Here is a 14,700-nt window from a genome sequence, read left to right on the forward strand (position 1 = left end):
CATTTATTTACTCAGACCTATTTAAATACGACTTGAATCTGCTGCATTGAATCCTTATTGACCTCAAAAGCAATCACCCAAGATTCCCCATTCCATGTAATCACCGGATAGGCACAATCAAAAGAAGGGTCGGAAACATAAGATTTTGTTAATTTCCCCTTCACATCCTTTACCACGAATCCGATTTGCTTGTAATAGCGCTCCCCATCCTGTTTAATTTCGGCATAAACTAAAGCCGTCTCACCTTTGGGATTCGAGGCCAACTGAGGCATACGCATTTTGTTGCCTAGCAAATGGAGTATCATTTTTTTCGAACCTTGGTAGGCCCATTTGATTCCTGATGAACCTTCTGCACCTGTATACCAAGCCGCTTCTAAACCTTTTGAGCCTCGAGCTAGGGATGGTCCTGCATGTGGGCAGGCGTTTACCTTCCAGTGATCTTCGTAAAGTGGGACGGATTCAGTATAGTTTTTACCAAAATCACTCGAATGGATGTACCCCATATCTCGCTCCCCTTTGTCATTCAAATCACGGTAAATGACATCGACATTCCCATTCGCGTCAGCTAAGGCATCGATCCGACAACATTCGCAGGTCTGTTTATCGAGAATTTTCATTTCTCCAAACCCATTCCTAGGACTTGTTGAGGCGGTCACTAAGGTCCGACCTTTCGGACCTACTTTGACATCCAACCAGTAAGCCCCTACTTCCCCATTGGGTAATGAAATAACCTTCCCAAACGAATGACTAAGACCCGCTGCTGTATCCTTGTGAATATATTGAGGCTTTTGCCATACCCCATTGATTTCCATGGCATATAACAAATCGCCATTAAAACGAGAGCCAGCTGTAGGTCGGTTCATTTCATACAAGAGGATACATGATCCGTCAGCTTTATAGGCCAACTTGGGCATTCCTTCCGCATGGGTAGACGCTTTTTTATCAATAGGGACCTGCTCAGCAGGCCCCTGATTGACTTTTCGGAAAAACAAAACGCCATTGGCTGATTTCTCTACCCAAGAAAGCACGACATCGCCGTTCGATTTCAAGGCAAAAGAGGGATCCAAGGCCTGATTAGCTGGATTAGACACCGTTTGCGCGAAAGAGAACTGCGCAAAAAAAACGAGCAAAAGGATTAGGTTTTTCATTTTTTGAATAGTTGGAATACATCGATTTGAACACCGGCTACCACGGTACGCGGCGCAGCTGGCGTGTAGGTAGCTTTATCTGTTGCGTTATTTCCGCGCGTCGCCGTTGTGGCATATAGTGCATCACCTATGTTCAAAATGTTTGTAAAGAATTGATATGCCTTATAATTGTAACCTAGGCGAAGATTAAAGACTGAAACGCCCTCATATCTTTTGGTATTTACCTGATTCTCAAACCAAGGACCAATTTTTTGCCATTCCAGCGCGATACGAGCGCCCTTGTATTTGTAGGTTAGCTCGGAGTTGGCAATGAAATTAGGCGCTTGAGGCATCTCTTTCCCATTCACATTTTTCAAGGCATCAGATGCACGCGTACTTAAGACAAAATCTACGAAGGTATGCTTGGCATTTGTCCCTCCAAACCGGAAATTCCAAGCATCATTGGGACGATAGGTGATTTGATATTCGATTCCTTCGTGTAAGGTCTTTCCGGCTGATAAATAATCCGTCGTGTTATCGGGTAAACGAACACCTAACAACTCATTATTCCCCTCCAAACGATAGAATGTATAATCAATATACACTTTATTCGAGAACAAAGAAGCCCAGCCGCCTACTTCGTAATTTGAGAATACCGCCGGATCAATGCTTAGATAAAATTTCTCACCCGTTGCTGCAACTTGAGCAGCTGGTCGGGCACGGAACACGGCTGAGAGAGCCGGCGGAGAAAATCCTTTCGAATAATTTCCATAAAAGCCCACATTCGAACTAGCCTCGTAGGTAATTCCCAACTTCGGGGAAAACTGCGCATAACGCTTTGATCCCGTTGAATTATCAATAAAGTTCGTGTAATCAAACGACATATGATCGAAACGACCGCCAAATGACAAATGCAATTTATTAATAGGTTGTAAATCCCATTGTGCATAGGCAGCTTGATTCCATATCACGGCCGAATAATTTCCCAAGAAAGTCGATGGCAAGACCTGTGTAATCGTAAATTTTTCTACCGACTTTTTATCCGCACGAAGCGTTGCAGCTAAATTGATTCGATAAGCCCAGTAGTCATTCGGAGAACGATCTAACAAAAACCCGGCCACTAATTTTGAATTCAGAAATTCAAAATTTTGGGTATGCTGCCCCATCAAACCAAAACTCTTGAAGCTATTTTCATTGATTTGTCCAGAAGCTGTCAGAGAAGGTGATGACCACGATATCGAATAGGATGGATTTTGACCTAAGGCATTATCCCGGTAAAAAGCGGTTAAACTTGAATTTGCTTTCTCCGACCATTTATGCTCCAAAGTCAAACGAGAGCGCGATGAAAAGGAAGAACGGTAGGTGAAATCCGCAGGACTTTTATACGTACGAGAGTAGAAACCCGTACTATCGATATTACCACCCGTTTGCGAGAAATAATCGTTATACGCAAATGAACTCCAAAGTTTTGTTTTAGGCGTTAATTGGTAATCCACGCGCACATTGATTGATGTCTTATCGAAATCCGAATTAGATGCCCAAGAATCATTTTGACGAGCCACATAGCCTCCCGTCATGATCGACCATTTTTTGCCCAACTGAGCTCCTGCTGTAAATTGAACACGCTTGTAACCCCATTGGTCCATTTGATAGCCGATTTGAGCAGTAGGGATACCTGGCACTGTTTTAGTAATTAAATTAATGGCACCACCCACAGCTTCAGGACCATAAAGTGAAGATGCTGGGCCCTTAATTACTTCCACTGAATTTAACCCCTGAAGATTCGTTTCAATCAATGCATTGTGATTAAAAACACCTAAAGGACGTAAGGCGAGACCATCTTCCAGGTATAAGAAATAAGCAGACTTTCCAAAAGGTTGGCGAATACCCATCCCATGTTGTTCATTTCGGAAGTCCAACATCACCACTCCCGGAACCTTATTAATAAGCTCGGTTAACTGAAGCGCCTTCGTATCTTGAATTAAAGCGGATCCAATTTTGTGAATGGCAACAGGTGTCTCAGCCCGTGTTGCTGCCTGTCTCGAGGCCGTTACGACCACCGATTCAAGTGTTTGAGATGCTTCTTCTAAATAAATTAGACTTTCGGCATTCGTTTTCGTTGTTTGATAACCTAAGGCAGATACAACAAACTCCCCTTTTTCTTTCACCTCAAACTCGCCACGCTCATTTGAAATTGAAATAATTCGGGTGCCTTTCTTCAGACTAGCACCTAGAATTGGCTCATTAGTAATGGAATTAAGTACTTTTATTTTTTGTGCGTGCGCAAAAGATGTTATACACAATAACATCACGAATAATAATTGTTTCATGAATAATTAATTAAAATGAATATTGCCCACGGCGAATAACCGAGGGTATACAGAATCCAAAAAAATTAATTAAACCCGTGGTGGATGAAACAAACCTTTCGCCTCATTTGAAAGGATAAAATCCAATGTGTTGAAATGATTCTCAACAGGAGAAATTTGAAAGAAAGCACAAGAGAAAACAGGACGGATCGCTTGAAAAGCCAAAACAACTTCAGGCATTTTTTCTAAACGCTCGGAGTTCGATTTCTGCTCCTTTTCTTCGACGGCCTTTAATTGCTTGGCTAAGTAACATTGGCCATTACAATTCAACATCGGTTTATCCCGATTCTCGCAAAGATTTTTAGCAATATAGTCCTGATTCACCCGATAATATGCCACAGCACCCCATTGATTCATCAAGGGCAGCTGCATCGCAAGAAACAATAAAAGGGCTGCTATGCGTTTCACGTTGCAAAGATAGGTCAGCGATTCTTTATTTCAAATGCACCGCCGAATCATTAATCTGATAATTCTTCGACTTCACCAATTCCATGATTGCCGAACCCGCCAATAAAACCGGTCCATACCCATGCGCCGCAAATGGAGAAATCGGTCGGTGGTAGTAGAAAGCCGGATCCCAAGCCAAGCCCGTTCCCACGCAGGTGCCTTCCACGTGTCCCTTTTCGTTCACACGGGATGCGACGGCATTCCAGCCCAACAAAGCGGCCGGGCCATAGGTCTTCGGATCCAACCAGCCCATGTTAATCCCTTTGGCCATCACATAGGTGTAAATTGCCGTTGCCGATGTCTCAAGATAGGAATCATTTTTATCAATCAATTGATGCCAAAAACCCGTCCCATCTTGGTAGGACATCAAACCTTTTAAATGGAGCTTCAACTGCTTTAAAACTTCTGGTCTGGCGGGATGATTCGCTGGGAGGAACTCGAGCATTTCACAAGTCGTCAACAAAGCCCAGCCATTCGCGCGCGCCCAATGAAACTCGGGATGCTCCTCCGCATCGACTAAATATCCGTGCATGTAGATATTCAAGTTTGGATTAAACATACGCTTGCGATACGCATTGAACTGAAAAACCGCCTCCTCGTATTCCCCCAATTGCAAAAGAGCCGGAATGGCCATGTACACATCGTCCAACCACATCGTATGATGCAGAGGACGTATGCGAACCAAGGTACGATCGGGCAAACGATGCTCTTCCTTTAAGATAAAATCTGACGCACGTTGGGTCACAAAAACCATGTCGGTCGAAAACCCTGCCTTCTTCGCCTTCACCACAGCCATCCCCATCGCGCCAATGTCATCCAAAGCACGCGGATGAATCAAGCCATGCAATACATGTTTTGAATCGTTATTCTTCGCAGCGGGAATCGCTGATGCGATTAAGTTCAGACGGTTAAAAACATACTCCTTGTATTTGGGAGAACCCGTAATTCGACTCAGCTCTAACATCCCCGAATAAGTTACCCCCCACTCATAAGATATCGGTCGAAAATCCCCTTTGGAAAAAACCGTTTGTTCCTCGAAAGGTTGACCGGGCGACCAAACTGCTCCCGTGGATTTATTAACAAACTGATTTGGCGTCGCCACTTCAAGGTAATTGTAAACACGGTCGATGACCGATTGTACCTCTTGGGCCGTAGCAGCGCCATAACGCGTCGGATAATCCGGCTGTAAGGCATGAAGGGGTGCCGTCGCATCCGATGCTGCTGTGATATTTTTTTGAGCAAATAAGCTCGATGAAATCAAAAGGAGAACAAGGGTATAACGCATAAAAAAGGGGCTTATTTATCATAAAGACAAACAAACCCCAATTATACTAGCTACTACGGCTATTTTTTCATTTCAATTCCTTGGATCTGCACAACAATTTGTTGCTCCGCAGCCTTCGGATTCACCGCCACAAAATAGACATCATGATCGCCAGCTGTTGCTTGGATCGCAACTTTCTGTGAGGATGGTGCTGGACGTCGTGGCGCTTGTTGGGCCGGCGCCCCCGCAGCCGGTGCTCCTGTGGCAGGTGCTGCAGCCGGTGTCGCTGGCGCAGCCACGGCAGTTCCAAGCGGTGCTCCCTTACCCGGAGTCGTAGCCGCTGGCGGTCCACCAAATCCACCTTGGGATACCTCAATCATATTCGTTTTTCCTATCACAGGACCCGTTGGCGAATCCAAACGAATCTCAATCACACCCCCAGCTGCATTCGTACGTGCCTGTGCAGATGCCGAAATATCAATCGTAGAAATACCCGTCAAATCTAATCCTTTGTAACCTAAGTAAGGATTTTGACCCACCATGTTTGTCGACCGGCCCGGAGTAATTAATTGCATAATTCCCTTCGAAACATCCGCTTTCTCTACATCCAATTGAGGAGCACGTAAGAACACCCACTTCTCGGATTGAACCGGAGCAATTTTCTTATTACCCTTGTCTACATAGGTCGCACGAACAACGAACACACCTTTCGATGCTTTTTGGCCTTCAGGTTTCACCAAAGCCAACTCCCCTTTCAAGGCAATCTTGTTGGAAGCCTTTGGCTCGCTCAAACTCATGATATAAGAAACCATTTGCTTCGCATCTGCTTTGGAAATCGCTGGGTGTGCCGACATCGCATGCTCTCCCCAAACGCCCATTCCACCGGCAATCACTTTATCAGCTAATTGGTCAATCACATTTTGACCCTTGTATTTCACTGCCACTTCATTATAGCTCGGTCCTACCGAACGCACGTTCAATTGGTGACAAGATTTACAATCGCTCTTATTAATTAAGCGCAAACCTGCTGAGGCAAATAAATCCGAATCTGCCTTGCGATGGCTTTGTGACATTTCAATTGGATCATATCCAAATGGAATATAATCCAAGGTAGCAGCCACGGATTCAGGCGCGATGCCCTTCTCCAATTCACCATCTTCCTTATCACTTACCTTCACTTTGTATTTCGGTGCTGAATCAGCGAAATAGAATGATTTGTTGGATCCTTCAAAATCGATATCTACTACCGGAGCCTCATTCCCTACCAAGATTTCCAAGGCTGCTGTATTACTAGCTCCTTTGGCATCCGTCGCTTTCAAGATTACGGCATATTTGCCAGCATCTTTTAAGTTCAACGTTGCTTTCTCGCCAGATAAGTTTTTCACAAACTTCCCTGCCTTTTTAACCGTCCAGGTATAGGTCAACTTATCTCCATCCGCATCCTTCGTACCTTCTGACGAAAGTGTTGTGGTAAATGGAGCCGCACCTGCTTTATTGGCAGCCGTTGCTACAACCTCCGGCTTACGGTTACCGCCTTGGTATTCGATTTTTACCAAACGTGCGTTTTCATTTCCTCGGAACCAAGCAGAACCATATTCCAAAACATATAAATCACCCTCGGGACTGAAATCCATATCGATGGCTGAACCAAACGTTGTATTTGGCATAAAGCGCTCCATCGATTTATAGTTTCCGTTTTCATCCATGGTTACTGCCATGATCCATCCACGCATAAACTCCACGATCAACCATTTCCCTTCATAATAAGATGGGAAAACACGCTTCCCATTCGGGAAATCGGAACGGTGAAATACGGGACCGCCTGTCGCCGAACGACCAGAAGATCCCACCAATGGAAACTCATCCGATGTTCCATAAGGATACCAGATCATTGCTTTGGTTGCCGGTGGCAATTCACGTAAACCCGTATTGTTCGGTGAATCGTTGATCGGAGCAGCTGGATTGAATTTAGGTCCTATCGCCAAGGTCTCAAAATTCACATCGGCATAGGCTTGGTTGTTTCCGATAAAGTAAGGCCAACCGTAATATCCGGGTCCTTTGGCTTGGTTAAATTCATCATAACCACGCGGTCCTTTTTCTGAATCAACCGATGCATCAGGACCTACTTCGCCCCAATACAAAAAGCCTGTTTTCGAATCTAAACTAGGTCTCCAAGGATTGCGGTGTCCCATCGTGTAGATTTCCGGACGTGTCTTTGGAGTTCCTGGAGCAAATAAATTACCCTTTGGAATGGTGTAAGAACCATCCTTCTCTGGGTGTATGCGTAAAATCTTACCACGCAAATCGTTGGTGTTCGAAGCACCGCGTTGGTCATCCCAATAGGCCTGACCAGGACGCTCATCAATCGGCGCATAACCATCTGAATTACTGTTACTTGTGTTGTTTCCGACGGTTAAGAAAAGGTTTCCTGATTTATCAAAAACCATTCCTCCACCCGTGTGGCAGCATTCCTCACGTTGGGTCGGAACTTCCAAGATAATTTTTTGTTGATCTATTAGTAATTGTTCCTCCTTCAATTCCATCCGAGCTAACACGTGCTTGGGATCTTTGGGATGTGCATAATAGATGTATAACCAGTGATTTTCCTTGAAATTAGGATCCACAATCACACCCATAACGCCTTCTTCGGCTTCGCGAACTTGGCCTAGGCGGTTGGTGTATTTGGTATTCGTAACGATTTTACCCACGGATTTGGTGATGCCCGTCGCCGGGTCATATTGTTTCACCTCTCCTTTGCGCTCAACGAAGACGATGCGTCCATCGGGTAAGAAGGTAAATTCCATCGGCTCGTCGAGTTTATCTACGAGGACCGACTTAACAAAACGATTTTCATCGGGGGCTTGCGCGAATGCGGCGAGCGAGGTAAATGCTAGCGAAACGGCTAGTAAAAATTGCTTCATAGTAAGTCTAGATTTATTATTTTACAAAAATGATACATTAATCGGGAATTAAAAATGTGGCCCGCAGATTTGATACGAAAATGAGACATGTGTCGACCAAAATTTTTCCCAAGAAATGTTTACATTCGAAAAAAAAATCGCATTCTCATGAAAGTTTTTGCTTTTATTCTATTGACACTACCCTTATTCGCACAAAACGCTACGGAAGTAGATGCGATTAAATCTGTCCTAAAAACCCAGGAAAAGTTATGGAATGAGGGAAAGATTGAGGCGTTTATGGAGTACTATGAGAAGAGTGAGGACCTGAAATTCATCGGCAAGGCCGGTGTTACGAAGGGTTGGACGGCAACCTTGAAGCGCTATCAGACCAGTTATCCTAACAGGGAAACGATGGGCACGTTGGCATTTGATATTTTGGAAGTTGATGTAACCGCTGGTCAAACAGCTTGGGTATTAGGCAAATGGAAATTAACGCGCCCGAGCATCGGCGATGTGGGAGGTCATTTTACCTTGTTGCTCAAGAAAATTGATGGACGCTGGTTGGTCGTCCGAGATCATACCAGCTAAACCCGCGAAAATACGTAGAACATTTCACTCGCGATTTGGCGCGAACGTTCATCATACATCGCTGCCTCTTGATCCGTATCATCAAAGGCTTTGGGATCCTCGTAGCGAACGGGAATACGAACATCGGCGCCGGGCAAATAGGGACAATTCTCATCCGCATGCGAACAAGTCATGACCGAAGCGAAGTTGCGATGCGGGTTGATGACATCATCATGTAGCTTCGAAAAAGCGATCATTGGACGGGAATCTTCCGTGTGTAATACAAAGTAAATTGGATTCGAATGCCCGTGCTTGGAGACGATAAAACCCATTCTTTCCAAGGAGGCGATGGTTCTTTCGTTGCAAGCCGTTACTTCTACCCCACCCGAATAACACTGAGCGGCCAATTGAAAATAATCAGCAGCGGTTTGGGCCCAGATTTGGGATAATTGGGACCGACGAGAATTATGTGTACAAATGAAGTTCAAGAGAATTGGCAATTGCTTCTCGCGCTTCGATTTGATGTATTCAATCAAGGGTTGTAGAACAGCCTTCCGTTCATCGTTTATTTCCAAAGCTAAAATGGACTCAAGGTTTTCGTTTAGGGTATTATTCATGAGAAAAGAGAAATCATTATACTATAGCTTTGGCAAACCTTGAAGGATTGCCAAAGCTAGGGCTTATAAACGGTATTTAGGATTCAAAAACTGATAATTTATTAACAACATCCCGAACCTGGCGTGCAGGAATTCGCGGATTGAATTTCGGCAATTTTTAATTTAGGCTTTTCAGCAACGGGTGGCATGCAACAAGCTGATGCATCCTGCGTTTCATAATGCGGATCGTTAAATTCAGCGTCCTCATGAAAATAATAAACCTCCCACTGTACACCATCGGGATCGGTCGCCCAAAATTTATCCTGAACCGCATAACAACAAGAAGTTCCTATTTCCTCTTTGGAAACGATTCCTTGCGCGCGTGCTTGAACTAAACGGTTCGACATCTCCTCAAAGGTCTCCACTTGAAAACCCAAGTGACCAAAATTGGCTTGAACCCGCTCCGGATTCTCAATGAATGAAATAATTAAAGCGGGTGAATCCAATACGTATTTGGCATATCCCGGCTTGATCTTGGTAGCCGGTTGGCCGAAAAAAGTCGAATAAAAATTCACCGATGCCGCTAAATTGCTGACATAAAGTGAAACGTGCATACGAGGAAAGCTCATCATTAACAGCAGTTGGATTGTTGGGAAACAAAATAATTTTCAAAAAAGGTTCCGAATAACTGGCTAAACTCCGCCCACTTATCCGGATTAATGCAATAACAAACGGAAACACCTTCGATGGTTCCTTGAATAAAACCAATCTCTTTTAATTCACGTAGATGTTGGGAAATCGTCGCTTGCGCTAAGCCCAACTCGGAAACTAAATCTCCATTGATGCAGGTTTTGGCTTTCACCAAATGTTGCAAAATTGCCACGCGCGCCGGATGACCTAAGACTTTGGCCATTTGAGCAATCGCATTTTGTTCCTCGGTAAATAAATCGGTCTTGGTAATCCCCATTGGTTAATTATTACATTGCAATATTACGATGAATTGGTATAATAAAAAAACCTTTAAAGGTTTTTTTATCTCTGCTGCCCACCTTTGGCAAACCTTGAAGGATTGCCAAAGGTTAATAGAGGCAGCAAAAACTACGATTTTTAGTCTCGGTAGTTTAAGGCCGGCTTACGATCTCCCAACAAACTCTTGTATTGGAAATCAGCTCCGCGCTTGTTCAACCATTCCGTTTTCGCCTCCTCAATTAAGGCTGGTTTTTTGAATAGATCGATGGCGGTAAGCGCGATGGTTTTGGCAGCGACCAACATCCCTTTGCGGCCGATCGACATGCCACCGGCGGCAACGGCCTGCCAACTGTGCGCTGCCGTACCTGGAACCCACGTTGCGGCACCTAAACCAACCGTAGGAACAACCCAGGACACATCGCCCACGTCAGTTGAACCACCACCACTCGGATCTGGATGATTTAAGAAAACTTGATTGGTTGTTGACAAGTCCACTAGTTGCATACCCGGTGTTTGTTGGATTTGTTTAGCGAATGCCATTTCACTCGCATTCATCGTATATCCACCTACCGATTTCAAATTATTTCCCATCGTATTAACCAAATGTTCATTGGGTAAAACTTCGTATACGCCACCAATCAACTCCACTTCAAAACGCGTACCCGTCCCCAAGGCTGCGCCTTCAGCCGCTTTTTCGATTCGGTTCCAAACATCCATCACGATGTCACGCTGTGGGGAACGAACGTAATAATACACCTCGGCGTAATCCGGGACGATATTGGGAGCTTTACCCCCATTCGTAATCACATAGTGAATTCGTGTTGAGGAGGGAACATGCTCCCGCATCATGTTGGCCATGTGATCCATCGCCTCCACGGCATCCAATGCCGAGCGACCTCGTTCGGGTGAAGCAGCCGCATGCGATGAAAGACCATAAAAACGAAACTTACCTGCTTTATTCGCTAATGACGAAGATGGCGAAACGGTATTCTCATCATTGGGATGCCAATGCAACATGACATCTGCTTGGCTGAATAAACCCGCGCGAACCATATATACTTTTCCAGATCCACCCTCTTCGGCTGGACAACCATACAATTTAATCGTCCCCTTTTGACCCGTCTCTTTCATCCATTCTTTCACGGCAATCGCCGCAGCAACTGAACCTGTCCCAAATAAATGGTGACCGCAGGCATGTCCCGAATTACCACCCAAACTACGCTTGGTCGGGATAGAATCTTGCGAAAGACCCGGCAAAGCATCATATTCCGCCATGATTCCAATCACCGGTTTACCTTGGCCAAAGGTCGCGACAAAAGCCGTAGGAATATCGGCTACCCCCGCCTCTACTTGAAAACCTGCTTGACGCAAAGTCTCCTGCAACAACAATGAACTTTGTTTTTCCTTGTAACCCACCTCGGCGAAATTCCAGATTTTCTGGGCGATTTGACCGTATTGGTCGGAGCGATTCTGAATCGATTGAATTACTTTCTTCTTATCAGCTTCTTGGCTAAATAGATTAAATGCCAAAAGAAACAAAGCGGCGAATGCCCATACGCGTTTAGTCATTAGTTTGATGTTTAGTAGGTACAATGAACTTAAATTTAGCAGGAAGAATTTTAAATTCAAATGTATCGGAAGCTAATACCTCGCCATCCACTTGCGCACGGAGTACGCGATTGCAGACGATACGCTCCGACTTGATTTTAGAAAATCGTATAAAAGGTAAGTTGACATGTCCGCCCGACTGGATAATGGGCATATAGAACAAACGCTTCCAAACCGGTAAAGGATCACAGGTAAGCATATCTAATTCTCCATCTTGCAGGTCGGCACTTGGAAAAAAAAGAAAGCCCCCACCCGCTCTCGCACTATTAAAAACCATGCACAAAAAAACTGGGTTGGATCCTTGAATTTCATAGGTCTTAAATCGAAACAAGGCTGGAATTGCCGCTAAATAATATCCCAAAGCACCTCCAATCCAACGAATCGCATCCATCGCCGCCAAAACCTCCCCCTCAATTCCAATTCCAACACCATTCAAAAACAACATCGAATTCACCTGTCCGGCATCAAAGCCCTCCGAATGCCCAGCAAGCACTGCATTGAGATGCATCTCTTTGGAAATCTTACCGTATAATTTCCAATAAAAATCATTGCCTGTCCCCCCTTTGAATAACGCGATGGGAATCGAACAATCCGGATAGCGATTGACAAAATAATTGAACGTGCCATCACCCCCCATCACCCATACCGCATCAAAACCGTCTAAAGATTCCGGCCATTTTTCATCATATACAACGAAAGAAAAATCAACACGAGCACGGACCCAAGCAACATAGGGATGTAATTGATTTCGTTTATGTGGATTAATGAGAAACGTAATCTTATTAGGCATGAATGTAGTTTTTCAGGTGCTCAATAGTTTCCAAATGATCCTGAATCGTAGCCTTAATCAAGTCATTGCTTGAAATGATACCAATCATCTCACCATTTTCTACGACGGGCAGGTAACGGATATTGTTTTCCGACATCAATATCATGCAGACCTCCAATGAACTACCTAATTCCACGCCGGGTAAATCGGTTGACATGATTTCCGAAACAGCGGTATCCGACGAATTTTTATCTAACAAAATAACCTTACGCGCATAGTCGCGTTCGGTCAAGATTCCACGGTATTGACCATGATCCATGACCACCACAGAACCTACGTTACAATCTTGCATGAGCTGTAATGCCTCGATTATCTTGGCATCCGAAGAGATGGAAATAATTTTCGCACCTTTCTTCGTTAAAATGTCTTTGACTTTTTTCATGGCTAATTTAGATTAGAATTGTCTAAATTAAACCAAAAATAATTCAATAAACAAGCAAATTAGATGGCGATATTGATGGTATGTGCAAAATCATATCCACCCAAAGCAGCATTGGCTGATACCGTAGCTAAATCGCTGGCTATCGAATCCCGAAAAACATTATCAGTTGTATTCTTGGTGGTATTTTGCCCATGTCCTTTGTAGAAGTCAGTCGCGTGAACGAGCATATTGATTTCTTCTGGAAAAGCCATTTGCGTCGATAATTTCAATTGGCCTCCCACATAAACTTGCGCATGAATGTGTGTCGCGCGTCCTTGGTACCAACCTGGGTAAATTGTCGAAAAACGAACGATCCCATTGGCATCTGCGGTAGCCATTCCTCGGCAAAAAGTTTTGGCTGTGTTATCTTGATTTCCCAAATAACCTTGGTTGACATAACCCGAATAATAGCCATCTTTATCGCAGTGCCAAATAACCACTGAGGCATTGGGAACCACAGCACAATTATTATTTGCATTTCGAATCGAGATTGCAACATTCAAAGGAATCCCCGACTTACCTTCCGTGATATCCGTGTGAGTAATTTCCACCCCACGCTTGTTATATAATGGGAAGGGGCCTACCTCTTCTGAATCTGTAATTTTACAGGTTCCTGAGCTATTGGCTGATGCAGGCGTTATCGCTGTTTCGTCTTGATTCTTAATGCATGACCAAGCAACTAAAGGTGCCATCAGGACTGAACCTGTTTTCTTGATAAATGTGTTACGCTTCATACTTCAAAAATAAAGATTGCTCTCAAAATTCGGGAGTCACGTAGAAGTAAGCCCGAAATTTGTCGGCGAAACTAGCACGCAGATAGACAAAATATTATGTATGTTTGAAATATGAATAACAACTACCCTACTGCGATCATCACCGGCGCCTCTCGAGGTATCGGACGGGCCCTAGCCATTTTACTTGCCCAACATAATTTTCAATTAAGTCTGATTGCCCGCAATGTCGGCGAACTCAAAGACCTCGCTGCGGAAATCACAGAGATGGGACATCGCCCCTTGTATTTTGCGGGGGATGTTTCGGATGCGGCTTTCGTCCAACAAGCTGTTGAGAAGACAGCACATAGCTTCGGGAAAATTGATTACCTAATCAATAATGCAGGCGTAGGGGCCTTTGGACCCACGGAATCCTATACTGAAGAAAAATGGGATCAGGTATTTGATACGAATGTCAAAGGGACTTTTTTATTCTCACAAAACGTATTGAGTTACATGAAAGCTGCCAAAAAAGGGCATATCATTTCCATCGCATCCGATGTGGCGAAACGGGTTTTTGACGGAGGCTCTTTGTATTGTGCATCAAAATATGCCCAGCATGCCTTTACGGAAGCCTTGCGAAAAGAGGTGCGCAAAGAGGGTATTAAGGTTTCTTGTGTCTATTCTGGACTCGTCGACTCCCATTTTCACGCGGAGCCACAGGGAGATGCAAGTCGCCAAAATTGGTTGAGCTCCGAAGATATGGCGAACAGCATCTATTATGTGATGAACCAACCCGCACATGTGGTGATCGATGAACTCATGATACATCCCTTGTCGCAAGAATATTAGGCCAACAGTCTAGAACAGTTTGCCCTTGACGATTGGATTAA

At 44.4% G+C, this 14,700-nt stretch carries 14 protein-coding genes; 2 read left to right on the top strand and 12 right to left on the bottom strand.

The genetic code is table 11. From position 1 onward, the window contains the following. Positions 1 to 17: 17 nt before the first annotated feature. The 5 genes from ACMH5P_RS10370 to ACMH5P_RS10390 all read right to left on the bottom strand — a co-directional run bounded on the left by ACMH5P_RS10370 (position 18) and on the right by ACMH5P_RS10390 (position 8,128). Positions 18 to 1,148, bottom strand: coding sequence for a hypothetical protein (locus ACMH5P_RS10370; protein WP_459494300.1), 1,131 nt, complete (start codon positions 1,146 to 1,148; stop codon positions 18 to 20). Then, positions 1,145 to 3,457, bottom strand: a complete 2,313-nt coding sequence (locus ACMH5P_RS10375; RefSeq protein WP_459494301.1) for a TonB-dependent receptor domain-containing protein — start codon at positions 3,455 to 3,457, stop codon at positions 1,145 to 1,147. The genes ACMH5P_RS10370 and ACMH5P_RS10375 overlap by 4 nt, the downstream gene beginning before the upstream one ends. 69 nt (positions 3,458 to 3,526) lie before the next feature. Continuing rightward, complete coding sequence (locus ACMH5P_RS10380) at positions 3,527 to 3,904, bottom strand: hypothetical protein (protein ID WP_459494302.1); 378 nt, start codon at positions 3,902 to 3,904, stop codon at positions 3,527 to 3,529. Positions 3,905 to 3,929: 25 nt separating this feature from the next. Beyond that, entirely contained in the window at positions 3,930 to 5,228 is a 1,299-nt protein-coding gene (locus ACMH5P_RS10385; RefSeq protein ID WP_459494303.1) for a glycoside hydrolase family 88/105 protein, read from the bottom strand. A gap of 59 nt (positions 5,229 to 5,287) precedes the next feature. Then, the gene (locus tag ACMH5P_RS10390) at positions 5,288 to 8,128 is read right to left on the bottom strand and encodes a PQQ-dependent sugar dehydrogenase (RefSeq protein ID WP_459494304.1); all 2,841 of its coding nucleotides are present in this window, start codon (positions 8,126 to 8,128) and stop codon (positions 5,288 to 5,290) included. Between the two features lie 147 nt (positions 8,129 to 8,275). Here ACMH5P_RS10390 and ACMH5P_RS10395 point away from each other — a divergent pair, with 147 nt between their 5' ends. Next, positions 8,276 to 8,695, top strand: coding sequence for a YybH family protein (locus tag ACMH5P_RS10395; protein WP_459494305.1), 420 nt, complete (start codon positions 8,276 to 8,278; stop codon positions 8,693 to 8,695). Here the strand turns inward: ACMH5P_RS10395 and ACMH5P_RS10400 are convergent. From ACMH5P_RS10400 to ACMH5P_RS10430, 7 genes are all read right to left on the bottom strand, one after another. Further along, the gene (locus ACMH5P_RS10400; RefSeq protein WP_459494306.1) at positions 8,692 to 9,291 is read right to left on the bottom strand and encodes a low molecular weight phosphatase family protein; all 600 of its coding nucleotides are present in this window, start codon (positions 9,289 to 9,291) and stop codon (positions 8,692 to 8,694) included. The two genes, ACMH5P_RS10395 and ACMH5P_RS10400, sit on opposite strands and share 4 nt — an antisense overlap. A 101-nt stretch (positions 9,292 to 9,392) precedes the next feature. Continuing rightward, positions 9,393 to 9,902, bottom strand: a complete 510-nt coding sequence (locus tag ACMH5P_RS10405; protein WP_459494307.1) for an ArsI/CadI family heavy metal resistance metalloenzyme — start codon at positions 9,900 to 9,902, stop codon at positions 9,393 to 9,395. Then, on the bottom strand, positions 9,902 to 10,237 hold the full coding sequence (locus ACMH5P_RS10410; RefSeq protein ID WP_459494308.1) for an ArsR/SmtB family transcription factor: 336 nt from the start codon (positions 10,235 to 10,237) through the stop codon (positions 9,902 to 9,904). Before ACMH5P_RS10410 ends, ACMH5P_RS10405 begins: the two co-directional genes overlap by 1 nt. A gap of 140 nt (positions 10,238 to 10,377) precedes the next feature. Beyond that, positions 10,378 to 11,808, bottom strand: coding sequence for an amidohydrolase (locus tag ACMH5P_RS10415; RefSeq protein WP_459494309.1), 1,431 nt, complete (start codon positions 11,806 to 11,808; stop codon positions 10,378 to 10,380). After that, a complete protein-coding gene (locus ACMH5P_RS10420; protein ID WP_459494310.1) occupies positions 11,801 to 12,637 on the bottom strand; it encodes a diacylglycerol/lipid kinase family protein in 837 nt (278 codons plus the stop codon). The genes ACMH5P_RS10415 and ACMH5P_RS10420 overlap by 8 nt, the downstream gene beginning before the upstream one ends. Beyond that, complete coding sequence (locus ACMH5P_RS10425) at positions 12,630 to 13,058, bottom strand: CBS domain-containing protein (RefSeq protein WP_459494311.1); 429 nt, start codon at positions 13,056 to 13,058, stop codon at positions 12,630 to 12,632. The genes ACMH5P_RS10420 and ACMH5P_RS10425 overlap by 8 nt, the downstream gene beginning before the upstream one ends. A 59-nt stretch (positions 13,059 to 13,117) precedes the next feature. Next, positions 13,118 to 13,831, bottom strand: coding sequence for a dioxygenase family protein (locus tag ACMH5P_RS10430; RefSeq protein ID WP_459494312.1), 714 nt, complete (start codon positions 13,829 to 13,831; stop codon positions 13,118 to 13,120). Positions 13,832 to 13,942: 111 nt separating this feature from the next. On the opposite strand from ACMH5P_RS10430, the gene ACMH5P_RS10435 reads away from it, so the two are divergent. Then, positions 13,943 to 14,659, top strand: coding sequence for an SDR family oxidoreductase (locus ACMH5P_RS10435; protein ID WP_459494313.1), 717 nt, complete (start codon positions 13,943 to 13,945; stop codon positions 14,657 to 14,659). Positions 14,660 to 14,700 lie beyond the last annotated feature (41 nt).

Source organism: Aquirufa sp. 5-AUSEE-100C1 (genome assembly GCF_054558655.1).